16 protein-coding genes are annotated in these 16239 nt (G+C 68.3%); 13 read left to right on the forward strand and 3 right to left on the reverse strand.

The window, feature by feature from the left end; genetic code table 11:
• Positions 1-237 precede the first annotated feature (237 nt).
• A complete protein-coding gene (locus ACM14_RS16535) occupies positions 238-1710 on the forward strand; it encodes a glycosyltransferase family 39 protein (protein WP_065346755.1) in 1473 nt (490 codons plus the stop codon).
• 24 nt (positions 1711-1734) lie between these two features.
• Here the strand turns inward: ACM14_RS16535 and ACM14_RS16540 are convergent, their stop codons facing one another.
• Positions 1735-2253 carry a hypothetical protein gene (locus ACM14_RS16540; RefSeq protein ID WP_065346756.1) on the reverse strand — a complete coding sequence of 173 codons (519 nt, stop codon included), beginning with the start codon at positions 2251-2253 and terminating at the stop codon, positions 1735-1737.
• Between the two features lie 197 nt (positions 2254-2450).
• Complete coding sequence (locus ACM14_RS16545) at positions 2451-3110, reverse strand: TetR/AcrR family transcriptional regulator (protein ID WP_013803729.1); 660 nt, start codon at positions 3108-3110, stop codon at positions 2451-2453.
• A gap of 60 nt (positions 3111-3170) precedes the next feature.
• Between ACM14_RS16545 and ACM14_RS16550 the strand changes: the two genes are divergently transcribed.
• From ACM14_RS16550 to ACM14_RS16605, 12 genes are all read left to right on the forward strand, one after another.
• The gene (locus ACM14_RS16550; RefSeq protein ID WP_065346757.1) at positions 3171-4379 is read left to right on the forward strand and encodes an arabinose transporter; all 1209 of its coding nucleotides are present in this window, start codon (positions 3171-3173) and stop codon (positions 4377-4379) included.
• Positions 4372-5145, forward strand: coding sequence for a siderophore-interacting protein (locus ACM14_RS16555; RefSeq protein WP_065346758.1), 774 nt, complete (start codon positions 4372-4374; stop codon positions 5143-5145). Before ACM14_RS16550 ends, ACM14_RS16555 begins: the two co-directional genes overlap by 8 nt.
• A 132-nt stretch (positions 5146-5277) precedes the next feature.
• On the forward strand, positions 5278-6711 hold the full coding sequence (locus ACM14_RS16560) for an amidase (RefSeq protein ID WP_065346759.1): 1434 nt from the start codon (positions 5278-5280) through the stop codon (positions 6709-6711).
• 1 nt (position 6712) lies between these two features.
• Positions 6713-7588 (forward strand): polysaccharide deacetylase, encoded by an 876-nt coding sequence (locus ACM14_RS16565; protein WP_013803733.1) that lies wholly within the window; start codon positions 6713-6715, stop codon positions 7586-7588.
• A gap of 28 nt (positions 7589-7616) precedes the next feature.
• Positions 7617-9062, forward strand: a complete 1446-nt coding sequence (locus ACM14_RS16570; RefSeq protein WP_043823934.1) for an MFS transporter — start codon at positions 7617-7619, stop codon at positions 9060-9062.
• A 7-nt stretch (positions 9063-9069) separates the two neighbouring features.
• Entirely contained in the window at positions 9070-9846 is a 777-nt protein-coding gene (locus ACM14_RS16575) for an SDR family NAD(P)-dependent oxidoreductase (RefSeq protein WP_065346760.1), read from the forward strand.
• 11 nt (positions 9847-9857) lie between these two features.
• Entirely contained in the window at positions 9858-10616 is a 759-nt protein-coding gene (locus ACM14_RS16580) for an SDR family NAD(P)-dependent oxidoreductase (protein ID WP_065346761.1), read from the forward strand.
• 13 nt (positions 10617-10629) lie between these two features.
• Complete coding sequence (locus tag ACM14_RS16585) at positions 10630-10959, forward strand: hypothetical protein (RefSeq protein ID WP_065346762.1); 330 nt, start codon at positions 10630-10632, stop codon at positions 10957-10959.
• Positions 10956-12056: a GTP-binding protein gene (locus tag ACM14_RS16590; RefSeq protein ID WP_065346763.1), complete on the forward strand. Its 1101-nt coding sequence runs from the start codon at positions 10956-10958 to the stop codon at positions 12054-12056. The genes ACM14_RS16585 and ACM14_RS16590 overlap by 4 nt, the downstream gene beginning before the upstream one ends.
• A gap of 23 nt (positions 12057-12079) precedes the next feature.
• Positions 12080-13270, forward strand: coding sequence for a PotD/PotF family extracellular solute-binding protein (locus tag ACM14_RS16595; RefSeq protein WP_065346768.1), 1191 nt, complete (start codon positions 12080-12082; stop codon positions 13268-13270).
• Between the two features lie 63 nt (positions 13271-13333).
• The gene (locus tag ACM14_RS16600) at positions 13334-14410 is read left to right on the forward strand and encodes a GntR family transcriptional regulator (protein WP_065346764.1); all 1077 of its coding nucleotides are present in this window, start codon (positions 13334-13336) and stop codon (positions 14408-14410) included.
• A 128-nt stretch (positions 14411-14538) separates the two neighbouring features.
• Positions 14539-14928, forward strand: a complete 390-nt coding sequence (locus ACM14_RS16605) for a hypothetical protein (RefSeq protein ID WP_013803741.1) — start codon at positions 14539-14541, stop codon at positions 14926-14928.
• 61 nt (positions 14929-14989) lie between these two features.
• On the opposite strand, the gene ACM14_RS16610 is transcribed toward ACM14_RS16605, so the two are convergent.
• The coding region (locus ACM14_RS16610) for a murein L,D-transpeptidase family protein (protein WP_065346769.1) at positions 14990-16239 on the reverse strand (1250 nt) is incomplete at its 5' end.

Genomic DNA, 16239 nt, shown 5'->3' on the forward strand with positions numbered 1-16239 from the left:
CTCCACAGTATCTTCATACAATCTTTACATTGTATTGACCAGGCAGACATATTCTGCCGGACTCATAGCGCCTCGCGTAAGCCAAGAGTCCGTAGCCAACGCTGAAGCTCCCGTTCGACCGCCTTCCTGGGAATTTCCCCTGTGCCAGCGCACTTGTCATCGCCGCTGGCATTTCCTATGACCCATCCCGTCCCCTCACAAGCAGCGAGCGCGATCACGCGAAGCGCTCCGCTGGCCATGCCCGCACCGTCGCTTTCCCTGGACATCAAGGTCCTCATCGGCCTCTTTCTCTTTTCGGTGGTCTGGCTGCTGCAGATCGACAGCTCCAGCCTCACGGCACCCAAGGACAACCTCGAACAGCTGACCTGGGTGCACAGCCTGGAGTGGGGCTACTACAAGCACCCGCCCCTGCCGACCTGGCTGCTTTCGGTGCCGGTCCATCTGTTCGGCCTGTCTGCGCGCACCAGCTACGCCACCGGCGCGCTTTTCACGCTGGCAGGCCTGTTCCTTTTCTGGAAGCTGCTGAATGACTTGCGCGGCAGCCGCTACGCCACGCTGGCCCTGTTGGCGGCCATGTGCATCACCTACTACAACGAGCGGATGCACTTCTTCAACCATGAAGTCGTGCTGATGCCCTTCTTCGCGGCCAGCGCCCTGCTGGTGTGGCGTGCGGTGGGCAGCAGGCAGCTGCGCTGGTGGGCCGCCCTGGGCTGCTGCCTGGGGCTGGGCGCACTGGCCAAGTACCAGATGATCCTGGCCGCCGTGGCGGTATTCCTGTTCTGGCTGGCGTCAGGCGCCTGGCGCGATCGGGTCCACATGATCGGCCTGGTGCTGGCGGCAGCCATTTCGCTGGCCATCATCTCGCCGCACCTGTACTGGCTTTTCCTGAACGACTTCGGCCCCATCCGCTATGCCACCGAATCCTCGCTGGGCGCCAGCCTGGGCGGTGGCGCCAGGCTGCTCAATACCGTGCACTGGCTGGCAGACCAGTTGCTGAACCGCGCGCTGCTCGCCTGGGTGCTGCTGGGACTGGTGATGGCCCTGCACCGCCGCAGCCGCCTTGCGCCACAGGACACACCGCAGCGTCCCGGGACAGCCGATGCATCGCGCGCGCTGATCCTGTGCTTTGGCCTCACGCCCATCGTGCTGACCTGCGCCATCGGCATCTTTGCGGGCTCGTCGCTGCAGCTGCACTGGGGCACGCCCTTTCTGCTGCTGGCCGTTCCCGTCGCAATGGAGCTGGCCGGTGCCAGGCTGCAGCCGTTGCGCATATCGATCACCACCGCCATCAAGTGCTTCGTGGCGCTTCAACTGGCCTTGCTGCTCGTGGCCCAGATGACCTCGGCGCGCAGTGAACTGCGGCTTAACAGCCGGCACTGGAGAAACTTCGATTCAAAGGCCTTGAGCCAGGCGCTTGCCGAACCCGCGCGCGAAGCGCTGGGCGGCGATATCCGCGTGATCGCAGGCCCCACGGCCGAGGCCAAGGCCCTGGCCCTGAAGCTGCGCGAAAAGCCCCTGGTGCTGATCGATGGCCGCATGGACATCAGCCCCTGGATTTCCCAGCACATGGTGGATGCCTGCGGCGTGCTGCACCTGCAGCTGGCGGCATCGCAGCCGCCCGGACACCAGCCGGTGGGAGAAGGCTTTCCCTCCCTCTTCTGGCGTGTCACCCCGCCGGAGGAAGATGCGGGCAGCTGCGCCCCAAGCTGAACAGGGTGATGGCTGGGCCGGGCACTAGCGAACCAGCATGTGCCGCACATCGATGGCAAAGCCGCTCAAACCCTTGCCCGGGGTTTCGCCGTCTTCGACGTCCACATCGAACAACTGCCAGTGCGCTTGCCTGCCTTGCGGCAAAGGCAGACAGGAGATCTGCGGCCCCATGTCGATCATGGCTGCGATGTTGTTGACCGCCTGCACCTGCGCCGCGCGCACCAGGGGCATCAGCAAGTCATCGGCAATGCCCAACGCGCGCAGGCGGCCCAGCGCCTGCTGCGCATCGCTGAGCAACGGGCCTTCGTTGACGTTCAGATCTCCTTGGTGCAACTGCTCCAGCCAGCGGCTGTCTCCGGCGACCGCCACCTCGCTGCACAACCCGTGAACCAGTGCCGCCATTGCCACGGCGGGCTCTCCGCGGCTTTCGCTCAGAGCCCATAGCACGGGCTCGGCCATACCAAGCGATTCGTAATAAGGGAACAGCCCGTGCAGTTCGGGATGCTGTTCGAGCAGGTACTCGCTGTAGGACTTTTTGGGCATGGGCGTGCAGTGTGTTTTCAGATCAGGGCTTGGGGATTTTCTGAGCAGATGGCGATATCTGGCTCATTGGCTCCGTGCTTTTTCTTGCGCCGGAGGAAGACAGCAGAATCCGGGTCATATTTGCGGGCAGCCTGCCTTCGGGGCTGAAGAGGCTTTCGCACCCTGACGACCTGGCGACCAAATCGCTCCTTGCATCCTCAACCCAGGGCAGGCGCTCGCAGATACCCCATCAGTACCTGCACGATGCCATCCTCCAGGGCCTGGGGGGTGAACATGGCCGGCGGATCGATGACGGCGGCATGCACCAGGGACTCCATGGTCTGCAGCAGCATCCAGGTGGCCAGGTCCAGATCGCGGTGGGCGAGCTGACTGCGGTGCAGTTCCAGGAGCTGGCGCACCTGGCGGAAGATGCCGCCGTCGGCCGCGCTTTGCTCGCGCGGCGCGTCGAAGAAGGGGAATTCCTTTTCCAGCACCCGGTGCAGATCGGGCTCGACCCGGTGCGCCGCCAGCAGCGCGCGGACCATGGCCTGCACATGGCCTTGCAGGCCCTGCGGCCGCTCTGCCGCAAGCACGGCGGCAATGGCCGCGTACATCTGCGCGGCGTGGCGCTCGTGCAAGGCCGTGATCAGCGAGTCCTTGTTGGGAAAGTACTGGTAGAGCGAACCCACGCTCACACCTGCGCGCTCGGCCACCAGATTGGTGTTGGTGGCGGCGTAGCCGCGTTCTGCAAGAACGCGAGCCGCGGCCTCCAGAATGGCCTCGACCGTGGCAAGGGAACGCGCCTGCCGTGGCTGCTTGCGGGGCTGGGGCGGTTGCCGCTGCGCCGCCTGCGAATGCGAGTTTTCAATGCGAGCCATGGCTCATATTCTCCTGGACATGTGACCTGAGTTTTTACTCGTATTTGAAAGGGAATGCACATGTCTTCCGGAATTTCGCCATCCGCGGCCGCGTCGCCGCCGGTGAACGCATTTGCGCGGCTGCTGCCGCTGACGCTGGCGGTCTTCGTCAGCTTTCTCTGCCTGGGCATGCCCATGCCCGTGCTGCCCCTGCACCTGAGCCAGACCCTGGGACTGGGCACGCTGGGCGTGGGCACGGTGATGGGCTGCCAGTTCGCGGCGGCCCTGCTGTCGCGGGCCTGGGCCGGCTCTCTGGCCGACACGCGCGGCGCCAGGCGTGCCGTGGTGCTGGGTATGTTGCTGGCCGCCGCTTCGGGCGTGGCCTACCTGATGTCCCGCGCCTTCGAGGGCGGACAGGCCGCAGTCTGGGTGCTGGCCGCCGGCCGCGTGATGCTGGGCTGCGCCGAGAGCCTGATCATCACCGGCGCCCTGAGCTGGGGCATGGCAATGATCGGCCCGCAACATGCCGGCAAGGTGATGGCCTGGGTGGGCATTGCCATGTACGGCGCCTATGCGGCGGGCGCGCCGGCCGGCGTGGCAGTGCAGGCGGCCTGGGGCTTCTCGGGCATTGCCGTGGCCACCATCGTGCTGCCGCTGGCCGCCCTGGTCATGGTCTGGGGCCTGCGCGCCACGCCGGCTGCGGCCCAGCGCCGCACACCGTTCTACAAGGTGCTGGGCACGGTGTGGCTGCCCGGCCTGGGGCTGGCCCTGTCCAGCGCGGGCTTTGGCGTGATCACCACTTTTGCGGCGCTGCTGTTCGCGTCGCGCGGGTGGGGCGCGGCCTCGCTGGCCTTCACGGCCTTCGGCCTGGCCTTCATAGGGGCGCGCTTGTTCTTCGGCCATCTGCCTGACAAGCTGGGCGGCGTGCGGGTGGCGCTGGCCAGCATTCCGCTGGAGGCGGCGGGCCTGCTGCTGATCTGGGGCGGCGGCGATGCGGCCTGGGCCTATGCGGGAGCCGCACTCACCGGCTTCGGCTATTCGCTGGCCTTCCCGGCCTTCGGCGTGGAGGCCGTCCGCCGTGCGCCACCCCAGGCGCGCGGTGCGGCCATGGGCGCCTATGTGGCCTTCTTCGACCTGTCCATGGGATTGACGGCCCCCGCCGCCGGGCTGCTGGCCAGTGTCACGGGCGTCGGAGACGTGTATTTCGCCGCCGCCGTGAGCGTGGTGCTGTCCATTGCCGTGGCCCTGCTGCTGCGCGTGAACGCAGCCCGGGGAGCCTCCCATGGCTGAGCCGCTTCACACCCCCGCCGGCACGCAGCGCGCCCTGGGCACCGTGGTGAACGTGCAGTCCATCACCCCGCGCATGCGCCGCATCACGCTGGGCGGCGAGCAGATTGCCGCCTTCTCGCGAGCGCCCGCAGCGGATGCGCCCGCTGCCTGGGTCAAGCTGTTCCTGCCGTCCGGCGAAGGCCGGGCCTATACGCTGCGCAGCGTGGACCGCCAGGCCGGCACGCTGGACATTGACCTGGTGCTGCATGGCGATGCATTCAATGCCAAGCATGAGAACAACACCTCCGCTGGCGGCGACGGCCCCGCCTCCCGCTGGGCCGCCCAGGCCCGCGTGGGCGAGCAGGTGGCCATTGCCGGCCCGCGCAGTGGCGGCTTCGCTCCACCAGCCGACACCGATTGGATGATGCTGGCAGGCGATGCCTCGGCCCTGCCGGCCATGCAGTCCATCGCCGCGAGTCTGCCGGGCTCCGCCCGGGTCAAGGCCTATGTGGAAATCGTCGACGATGGCGAATGCCAACCCATGGACAGCGCCGCCAACTGGCGCACCGAGTGGATCACCGCTGCGCCAGGCCAGCCCGGACAGAGGCTGTGCCAGCGGCTCATGTACCGGCCGCTGCCGCTGGGCACCGGCTATCTGTGGATGGCCGGCGAGTCCGGCGCCATGCGGACGTTGAAGATGCACTTCCTGGACCGTGGCATCGCCCGCACCCAGCTGAGCACCAAGGGCTACTGGAAATCCGGCGAGGCGGACCACAAGGATCGCTAGAGCCGCCAGGGCCGCGCAAGCAGCTTTCTCCCCCCATCAACAGCGCCACATCCCCCGGGTAACCACCCGGACGCGGGATGCAGGCGCTCACTAGAATCAAAAAATGAACTTTGACATCAACATTCAAATTCAATGAAAACCAATGGCTGCCAGACGGCGCCTCCCTCGGCCTCCGAACTGCATGCGGCGTATGCAGCCGGCACGCTGACGCCCATGCAAGCCACGGAGCACTGCCTGCGGGTGGCCTGCGCAAGCCAGTCCGTGTTCACGCGCATCACGGCGGACCGCGCGCTCGAAGAGGCCCGGCAGTCCACGGAGCGCTGGCGCGCGGGCCGGCCGCTGGGGCCGCTGGACGGCATCCCCATCAGCTGGAAGGACTTGTTCGACGTGCGCGGCACGCCGACCACGGCGGCCTCGGCCCTGCTGCAGTCGGCCGCGCCAGCCCGGGCCGACGCCACCGTGGTAGCGCGTGCCGCAGCGGCCGGCATGGTCTGCCTGGGCAAGACCAATCTCAGTGAGTTCGCCTACTCGGGCCTGGGGCTCAATCCCTGCTTCGGCACGCCGGTGTTTGCACATGAGGGAGGCCACGACCGAGCGCCCGGGGGCTCGTCCAGCGGCGCTGCGCTGGCCGTGGCCCTGGGGTGCGGGCCGCTGGCCATGGGCACGGACACGGCGGGGTCCGTGCGCATTCCCGCCGCCTTCAACGGGCTGGTGGGCTATCGCGCCAGCAGGGGGCGCTATTGCCTGCAGGGCGTGTTTGCGCTGGCGCCGTCCCTGGACACCCTGGGGCCGCTGGCCCTGAGCGTGGCCGACTGCATGGCGCTGGACCGCGTGCTGCGCGGGCTGACCGACGACGGCCATGTCAACGCATCCCCCGCCGCGGACCTGCGCAATCAGGTGTTCTGCACGGACCTCAGCCTGCTGGATGACGACCGCGTGCAAGCTCCCGTGCGCAACAACCTCCTGTCCTCCCTGGCCTTGCTGGAGACCCGGGGTGCCCGCGTGGAGCGCTGCACGCTGCGCAGCCTGCGCGCCGTACGGACGCTGACCCGGCGCCATGGCTGGCTGGGCGCCCATGAAGCCTTTGCCACCCACCGCGCGCGCCTGGACGATGCCGATCAGGCCGCACGCATGGACCCGCGCGTGCGCCAGCGCCTGGAGGCGGCCAGGCATCTGAGTCCTGACAGCTACCGGACATTGATCGCCCAGCGCGCACCACTGATGGCCTTGTTCGCGCAGGAGCTGGGCGATGCCACCCTGGTGCTGCCCACCACGGGCCACACCGCTCCCCTGCTGCTGCCGCTGCTGGACGACGACAGGCTGTTTGCCGAAACCAACCTCGCCACGCTGCGGCTGACCATGCCCGGCAGCTACCTAGACACGCCGGCCGTGGCGCTGCCCAGCGGCGTGCAGCGCATTCCCGGCCTGGACGGCAGGCCTGCGTTTCTGCCCACGGGCCTGCAGCTCATGCGCCCCCGGGGCGATGACGACCGGCTGCTGCGCATTGCGCTGAGCGTCGAACAGGTTCTTTCTCCCTCCACCGTTCCCATTGATAGGAGTGCATGACATGAGCAAGGAAATCCAGATCACGTTTGGCGTGGACGTCGATGCCGTCGGCGGCTGGCTCGGTTCGTATGGCGGGGAAGACTCGCCCGACGACATCTCGCGCGGCATGTTCGCGGGCGAGGTCGGTTCGCTGCGGCTGCTCAAGCTGTTCCACAAATACGGCCTGAAGACCACCTGGTTCATTCCAGGCCACTCTGCCGAGACCTTTCCCGAGCAGATGAAGGCCGTGGTGGACGCGGGCCACGAAATCGGCATCCACGGCTACAGCCATGAGAACCCGATTGCCATGACGCCCGAGCAGGAAGAGGCCGTGCTGGACCGCAGCATCGAAGTCATCACGCGGCTGGCCGGCCGCGCGCCCACGGGCTACGTCGCTCCGTGGTGGGAATTCAGCCCGGTCACCAACGAGCTGCTGCTCAAGAAAGGCATCAAGTACGACCACAGCCTGATGCACAACGACTTCCACCCGTACTACGTGCGCGTGGGCGACCAGTGGACCCGCATCGACTACAGCAAGCATCCGGACACCTGGATGAAGCCCCTGGTGCGCGGCAAGGAGACACGGCTGGTCGAGATCCCCGCCAACTGGTATCTGGACGACCTGCCGCCCATGATGTTCATCAAGAAGTCGCCCAACAGCCACGGCTTCGTCAACCCGCGCGACATAGAGCAGATGTGGCGCGACCAGTTCGACTGGGTCTACCGCGAGCACGACTACGCGGTCTTCCCCATCACCATCCACCCCGATGTCTCCGGCCGCCCCCAGGTGCTGCTGATGCTGGAGCGCCTGATCGAGCATTTCCAGTCGCATGAGGGCGTGCGCTTCATGACGTGCGACCAGATCGCCGACGACTTCCTGCGCCGCCAGCCGCGTTGATGCCGCATCCCACCTCAGCGAGGACACCATGAATACCTCCGCCATTGCCTCCGACGCCCCAGGCGCCGGCCATCCGGCCCCGGCCGGCATCGATGCCCCCTGGACCGCGCCCACCGTGACGCGCAGGCAGGTCAGCTACGCCACCTGGGTCTGCTTTTTCGCCTGGGTCTTTGCCGTCTACGACTTCATCCTCTTCGGCACCCTGCTGCCGCAACTGGGCGAGCACTTCCAGTGGAGCGCCGAGCAGCAGGCGCGCCTGAACACCTGGGTGACGCTGGGCACGGTGATCGTGGCCTTCGGCATCGGCCCCATTGCGGACCGGCTGGGGCGGCGCAAGGGCATCATCATCGCCGTGGCAGGCGCCGCGCTGTGCTCGGGCCTGACGGCGCTGGCCGGCTGGGTGATCGGCCTGTCGGCGGGCCTGGGCTTCGTGCTGCTGATCGTGGTGCGCTCGTTGGCGGGCCTGGGCTATGCCGAGCAAAGCATCAACGCCACCTACCTGAGCGAGCTGTTCTCCCTGGTCTATACCGACCCGGCCTCGCTGCGCCGGCGTGGCTTCATCTACTCGCTGGTGCAGGGCGGCTGGCCCGTGGGCGCCGTGCTCACGGCCGTGCTGGTGGCCCTGCTGTATCCGCTGGGCGAGCGCTGGTTCGGCCAGGGCGGCGGCTGGGCCCTGTCCTTCGTGTTCGCCATGTTCCCGGCCCTGGTGATTGCCGTGCTGGGCCGCCGGCTGGTGGAAACGCCCCAGTTCCTGACCGCGCGGCGCGTGGCCGACCTGCGCCGCGCCGGGCGCGAGGCAGAGGCCATGCGCCTGGCGCAGGAGCATGGCGCCAGCCCACAGCAGGAGCAGCACACCGGCCTGTCGGCCATGTTCCGCGGTGCCTCGCTGCGACCCACGCTGTCGCTGGCCCTCGGCTTTTTCCTGAACTGGTTCGCCATCGTGATCTTCGCGGTGCTGGGCACCTCGGTGCTGGGCGGCGCGGGCGGCACACCGGGCAAGGGCGTGGATTTCTCCAGCGCGCTGCAGGTGCTCATCATCTCCAATCTCGCGGGCTTTCTGGGCTATGTCTTCCATGGCTGGCTCGGTGACCGCATAGGCCGGCGCAACGCCGTGGCCATCGGCTGGATGCTGGGTGGCCTGGCCTTCGCGCTCATGCTGAACGCGCCCTCGGGCGACTTCTGGCGCATCGTGCCGCTGTACTCGCTGGGGCTGTTCTTCCTGATCGGCCCCTATGCAGCCGCCCTGTTCCTGATCGGCGAGAGCTTTCCCAGCCACATCCGTGCCACGGCCAGCTCCTTCGTCAACGCCATGGGCCAGGTGGGCGCCATCGCGGCAGGCTTTGGCGTGACCTGGACGCTGTCGCAAGGCTCGGACTGGGTGCAGGCGGCGCTGTACTGGGGCGCCATTCCCTGCGCGGCCTCGGGCCTGCTGATGTTTCTGGCGCCCCATGTCGATCCCGAGACCGTGAAGTGAGGCCGACATGAATCCGGACACCCCCAGCAACAAGGTGGCCCTCGTCACGGGCGCCGCCAGCGGCATCGGCCAGGCGCTGGCCCTGGCCTATGCGCAGGCAGGCATTGCCGTGGCCGGCAGCTACTACCCCCGGGATCCGCACGATCCCGGCCAGACCCGGGAACTCGTCGAACGCGCGGGCGGGCGGTGCGTCATGGAGGCGGTCGATGTGGGCGATGCCGAACAGGTCGAGCACCTGGCCCGGGTCGCCGTGGACCGCTTCGGCCGGCTGGACTTCGCCGTCGCCAATGCGGGTTTGCTGCGCCAGGCGGCCCTGGTCGAGATGAGCGATGCGCAGTGGCTGGAGGTCATCAACATCGACCTGGGCGGCGTGATGCGCACCTTCCGGGCCAGTGCGCGCCACATGGCTGCAGGCGGGGCCATGGTGGCCGTCTCCTCCATTGCAGGCGGCGTCTACGGCTGGGAGCAGCATGCCCACTATGCGGCCGCCAAGGCAGGCGTGCCCGGGCTGTGCCGCGCCGTGGCCATGGAGCTGGCACCGCGCGGCATACGCTGCAATGCCGTGATCCCCGGCCTGATCGAGACGCCGCAATCGCTGGACCCGGTCAACTCGCTGGGGCCGGAGGGCCTGGCGCAAGCGGCCAGGGGCATCCCGCTGGGACGCGTGGGGAAGGCCCGCGAAATCGCCGCCCTGATCCGCTTCCTGACCAGCGACGAGGCTTCCTACATCACCGGCCAATCCATCATTGCCGACGGCGGCCTGACCGTGCGCTGGCCCAGTTGAGGACATCCGACATGAACACCTCCAAGCCCCTGGACGGCCGCCGCGCTGTCGTGACAGGCGCCGGCAGCGGCATCGGCGAGGCCATCGCCCTGGCCTATGCGCAGGCCGGCGCGCAGCTGTTGCTGGCCGACATCGATGCCGCCCGCGCCGACAGCGTGGCACAGCGCTGCCGCGCACTGGGCGCGCAGGCCGAGACCGTGATCGGCGACGTGGGCGACGAGTCCACGGCCCACCACATCATCGACCGCTGCGTGCAGGCCTTCGGCGGCATCGACATCTTGGTGAACAACGCCGGCATGCTCACCCAGTCGCGCTGCGCCGACATGTCCACCGCGATGTGGGACGAGATGCTGCGCGTGGACCTGCGCAGCGTCTTCCTGTGCGCGCGGCGCGCGGTGCCGCACATGCAAGCCCAGCGCTGGGGCCGCATCATCAACATCGCCTCGCAACTGGGCATCAAGGGCGGCGTGGAGCTGAGCCACTATGCGGCGGCCAAGGCCGGCGTGATCGGCTTCACCAAGTCGCTGGCGCTGGAAGTGGCACCCGACAACGTCCTGGTCAACGCCATTGCCCCCGGCCCCATCGCCACGCCGCTGGTCGATGGCATCAGCGCGGACTGGAAGCGCGCCAAGGAGGCCAGCCTGCCGCTGGGCCGCTTCGGCCGCGCCGACGAAGTGGCGCCCACGGCGGTGCTGCTGGCCTCCGATCCCGGTGGCAATCTGTATGTGGGACAGACGCTGGGGCCCAACTCCGGCGATGTCATGCCGTGAAAGGACTGCTGTCATGTGCGGAATGTGCGGTTTGCTGCAGGCCTCCGGCCACTGGAGCCAGGCGCCGGCCGGATCGGCCGGGCGCCGCCAGCGGCTGGTTCAGATTGCGCGCGCCAACCGGCTGCTGGCGCTGTGGCGGCTGCGGCTCAGCGATTTCCATGGCCAGTCCTATGTGCTGGCCGGCCCCACGGGGGCCAGCGTGCTGATTGCCGATTTCGGCGCGCTGTGGCCCGCCGCCGAGCAGATGCTGGGCCGAGCCCTGGATCCGCTGGCCATGCCGTGGCAGCCGGCGCAGGCACAAGTACGGGCACCAGCGCAGGAACACAGGGAGCAGGCGCCATGAGCGGCCTGACGGACCACCACGGCGAGCGGCTGCCCGTGGGCGTGCTCACGGGCTTTCTGGGCAGCGGCAAGACCACACTGCTCAGGCAGTGGCTGCAGGACTCGCCCGCGGGCGAGACTGCGGTGCTCATCAACGAATTCGGGGCCGTGGGGCTGGACCATCTTCTGGTGGGCCGCATAGACGCCGACACGGTGCTGCTGGACAACGGCTGCGTCTGCTGCGCCATACGCGGCGAACTCAAGGACGCTTTGTGGCGCCTGCACCAGCGCCGCCTGCGCGGCGAGCTGCCGCCTTTTCAAAGGGTGCTGATGGAGACCACGGGGCTGGCCGCGCCCGGCCCCGTGATCGCCACCCTGATCGGCGATGCGCAGCTGCGCCAGATCTTCAGGCCGGCCTTCATCTCCACCGTGGTCGATGCGCTGCATGCCCCGTGGCAACAGTCCCGGCGCCCCGAATGGCTGGCCCAGGTCGCGGCGGCCGACCGGCTGTACCTGAGCAAGACCGACCTGGCCACGCCACAGCAGGCCGAGGCACAGCGTGCGCAACTGGCGCAGATCAATCCCCTGGCCAGCGTCGTCACCTGCGGCCCTGGCACAGCGGTACCGCCTGCCTGGCAGATGCAGGAATCCCATGCTCTGCAAACCGATTGGCTGGCACGCGCCATTGCCGGCACGCCGCGCGGCCGCACGGGCCAGCGCCAGGGCCAGGGTCAGGGTCTGCACGCAGGCGCCCAGGCGTTCTGCCTGGAACTCGACAGCCCGGTGGACTGGTGCGTGCTCACCCTGTGGCTGACCATGCTGCTGCACCGCCATGGCGACCGGCTGCTGCGCCTGAAGGGACTGGTGGCCGTGGCCGCGGATGGCTGGCCGCAGGGGCAGCCCACGGCGCTGCACGGCATGGGCCATCTCATGCACGCTCCCGAGCATTTGCCCGAGTGGCCGGGCGAGGACAGGCGCTCTCGCCTGGTCTTCATCACGGCCGGGCTCGATGAGCAGCAGATCAGGGCCTCCTGGCAATCGTTCCAATCGTTCTACCGCCTCCACTCGCAGGACAATGGCAGCCAGACCCCGGCAAGCCCCTCACCCCACACTGCGTGAACCTCCACGGCAAGGACCGCAACATGCGCAAGAACGATCCCGAACTGCGTGTCCTCGGCACCTCGGTGACGCTGACCGAAGCCCTGCGCCATCGTGCGCAGCAGGACCTGGGCATACGCATCCATTTCGAGGTACTGGACGGCTTCGACGCCCAGCGCCAGGCCGTGATGCGCCAGGACAGCTTCGACCTGTACGACCAGTGGTTCCACAGCGTGGATTTCCTGTGGCCCACCGGCACCCTGCAGCCCATCGACACGGCGCGCCTGACCTGTTGGGACGAGGTCAACGCCCTGCCCCGCACCGGCCGCATCACGCCGCAGGCGGCCTTTGGCGCGGGCTGCAATCCTGTCACGCGCCTGTATGTGCAGGCCGATGGCAGCGTCAGCGATGTGCCCAGCGCGCATATCTCCATGCTGCCGCTCACGCACAACGTCGACAGCTTTGTCTACCTGCCCGCCGCCCTGCCCGCGCTGTTCGACCAGGCCGAGGAAAGCTGGTCCTGGCTGGTCTCCCCCGCCTGCCGAGGGCGCGCTGCGCTGCAGGCCGATGCCGCCATCGGCGCGCTGGACGCGGCCCTTGCCCTGCAGGCCAGCGGCGACATGCGTTTCGGCGACATCAGCAACCTGGGGCTGGAGGAAATCGACCGGATGATGGCCGTGCTGCTGCAGCGGCAGGAGTCCGAGCAGTTCCGGGGCTTCTGGGGCAACTACGCCGATGCGGCACGGCTGATGATCGATGCAGGCGTTGCCATCCAGAGCCACTGGTCGCCGGCCATGGGCCACTACCGCGCAGCGGGGCTGGACTACCGCCTGGCCTGTCCGCGCGAAGGCTACCGCGCCTGGTACGGCGGCCTGGGCATCTCCAGCCAGGCCAGGGGCGACACGCTGGATGCCGCCTACCGCTACCTGAACTGGTGGCAATCCGGCTGGCCCGGTGCCGCGATGGCGCGGCAGGGCTACTACATCTCCAACCCGCTGCGCACGCGCGAGCACCTGAGCGCCAGCGAATGGGACTACTGGTACGCCGGCCTGCCTGCCGCCGAAGACCTGCAGGGCACCGACGGCCAGCTCGTGATCCCACGCGGCAGCGTGCGCGACGGCGGCTCCTACGAGCAGCGCCTGGGCCGCATCGCCGTCTGGAACACCGTCATGGACGAGCACAACTACCTGGTGCGCCAGTGGGCCACGCTGCTGCGCCGTGCGCGCGCCTTATAGTCCTGCCCGATGACGGCCCCGCCGGCAGCGGCACACGCACACGCACACGCAGATGAAGCAGGAATGAGAAGAGCCATACAAGCATCCACGCAGACTGCGCGGGACGAAGAGACCGGCGAGAGCGGCGAATCTGGCGATTCCGAGCGCCGGCTGCGCTATGAACTGATACGCCAGCGCCTGCGCCAGGCCATCGTCGAGCAGCGGGTGGCGCCCGGCCTGGTGCTGCTGGAGGGGCCGGTGGCCAAGGTCTTCGGCACCAGCCGCATTCCCGTGCGCAAGGCCTTCGAGCTGCTGCATGCCGAAGGGCTGCTGAGCACCTTCGACGGACGTGGCTATCTGGTCGCCCGGCCCGGGCAGGCCGTGCAGCCCCAGCGCCTGACACTGGACGCGCAGGCCCTGGGCCTGGAGGCGGGCCAGGCCACGATCCACATTCCATCGGAGAGCGAGCGCATCCACGACGAGCTGGAGCAGTCCATCTCCATCGCCATGATCTTCGGGCGCTTTCAGATCGATGAGAGCGCCGCCATGGACCACTTCAACGTCAACCGCGTGGCCCTGCGCGAGGTGCTGAGCCGGCTGGTAGATAGAGGGCTGGTGGAGAAAAGCACCTACGCCGCCTGGCGTGTGGCCGCGCTGACGGCACGCGCGGTGAATCAGGACTTCGAGCTGCTCGCCTTGCTGGCGCCCGCAGCGTTGCGCGAAAGCGGGCCGCGCCTGGACAGGGACATGCTCGCCAGCCTGCGCCACGGCCTGCAAGGCGCGACGGCACCAGGTGTTCCGGACACGCAGGAACCATTGCGCCTGGAGCAGCGCCTGGAACAACGAGTCGAGCAGCACCTGCACGGCGACTTCCTGGCCCGGCACCCCAACGACAAGCTGGTGGGCATGCTGCAGCAGTGCCAGATGCCCTGGCTGATCCACAGCACCTTCTGCCGCATGTTTCCGCAATCGCCCAACCCGCCGCTGACGGAGAACTGCCGGCAGATCGTCGATGCCTTGTGGGAGGGGGAGTACGAGCGGGCCGCACAGGCGCTGCAGGACTATCTGGCCCTGGCGCGCAAGCGCGCCCAGCTGCAGCTCAAAGTGCTGGCCGTGCTGCCCGAGACGCAGCTGCCCGCCTACCTGGTGCGGCAGACCTGATCTTGTGATTCCTGCAGTCGGCTCCCGCAGGCCGGCGCGGCTGGTTGCATGTGGAACCGCTGGTTTGCCTGCCGTTCACCGGGCGTTTACGCAAGCCCGGCATATTGGGCGCCCAAAGGACCGCACCGATGAACGCCCTGCGCATCAGCACCACCGTCTTCACCGAAGCCAGATTCTGGAGCCTGGTGGTTTTCTCGGTCGTTCTTCCCTGCGCCATCTACGCGGCCCTGCTGGCCAAGCGCAGCATCTCGCGCACCACGGTGCTGCTGTTCGGGCTGGCCCTGGTGGCCATGGCGGGGGTGGATGTCTACCTGCTGCAAAGCCTGGCATCGGCGGCCCGGCAGACGCCGTCGCTGTCGGACAACGCCATCTTCGTCTCGGAGCTGTCCACAGCGCTGTACCTGCTGCCGGCCATGATTGGCGGGATCGGCGTGAACATGACCTCGCATGTGCTGATACAGCATCTGTTCGATGCGGAGCGGCGGTTCGACAGCAACCGCAAGAATGAGACCACCTGAGCCGGCCGGGCCCCGCCTGGCGCTATCGGACGCTATCGGGAGCAACCGGACTCGGCCCGGTTCAGCCCATCACGTCTTCGGAAAAGAGCTGCCAGCGCCCGCCCGTCTTGCGCCAGTACTGGCGCAGCGGCAGGCCTTCGGCGAAGGCCTTGCTGCTGGCGCGCAGGTTGACCACGCGGATCTCTCCCTTGGCATCTTTCCAGGAATAGATGGACAGGTCCTGCAGCGTCACGCCGGGGCGGTTCAGGTAGGCGGCCAGCCGTTCCTGCGATGCGCGCGAGGCGGGCGACTGCAGCAGGTCCGGCGCGTAGAGCGCGGCCAGCTTGCGCGGGTCGGCCCCGTCCCAGGCGCTCTTCCATTCCTCGACGACACGCACAAAGGCATCTGCCGCCTTCTGCTGGGCCTGGGCCTTGGGGGCCACCCACTGCAGCTTCTCGCGGATCAGCACCGGCGTCTGCCGGTCCACGGTCTGCATGAGCAAGGTGAGGTCGGGGTTGGCCAGCACCAGGCAGCCATCGCTGGCCTCGGGCGCGCGCGAGAACTGGTCGGGCGGCGAGCCATGCAGCCAGATGCCGCTGCCCGATCGGCCCACGGCCTTGTCCCAGTCGTTGGGAAAGTTGACCGTGAGCGCGCCCTTGCCATAGAACTCCGGCAGCCGGGGTCCAGGGATGTGGCGGCCCACGAAGTAGATGCCCAGCGGCGTGCGCTGGTCGCCTTCCTGCCATTTGTCCGTGCCCAGCTTGCCCACGGAGACATAGAAATCCCCCACCAGCCGCAGCCCGCCCGCCTCATGGGCGAACAGATACAGCCGTGACTTGCTGGCGTCGATGGCAATCGCATGCCGCACCGACGCGCCCAGCATCAGGAACTCGCCCGGAACGGAGCCCGCGGGCGGCGCGCCGCTGTCGGCCTGCAGGCGGCGCTTGAGTTCGTTTTGCAGATCCTGCAGCTGGGCCTGCGTGGGACTGGCCGGGCCTTCCAGCCGCGCGACACTGCCCACGGACAGGTTGTGCCGCACCAGCACGCCCTGGCCCGGATGGCCGGGAGCGGAGGAGGCGGCGACGGGCGTGCCCGCCAGCACCTCGCCGGCACGGCCGGTCTTGAAGCGCAGCAGGTCGGCATACACCAGCTGGGCTGCGCGGAAATTGGGAACCTCGGCGGTGAGATCGCCGGCGGCCTTCAGCGCGCCGTCCAGATCCCGCTGCTCCACCTGGCGGATGATGGCCAGCAGGCGCGCCTCCGCCTGGCTTTGCTGTACGGGGGCGGCGGCCTTGGCATGGGTGGCTGCCACGGCAGCGGCACCGCCCGCCG

It is taken from the genome of Delftia sp. JD2, assembly GCF_001682645.1.
Lineage (GTDB): Bacteria > Pseudomonadota > Gammaproteobacteria > Burkholderiales > Burkholderiaceae_C > Comamonas > Comamonas acidovorans.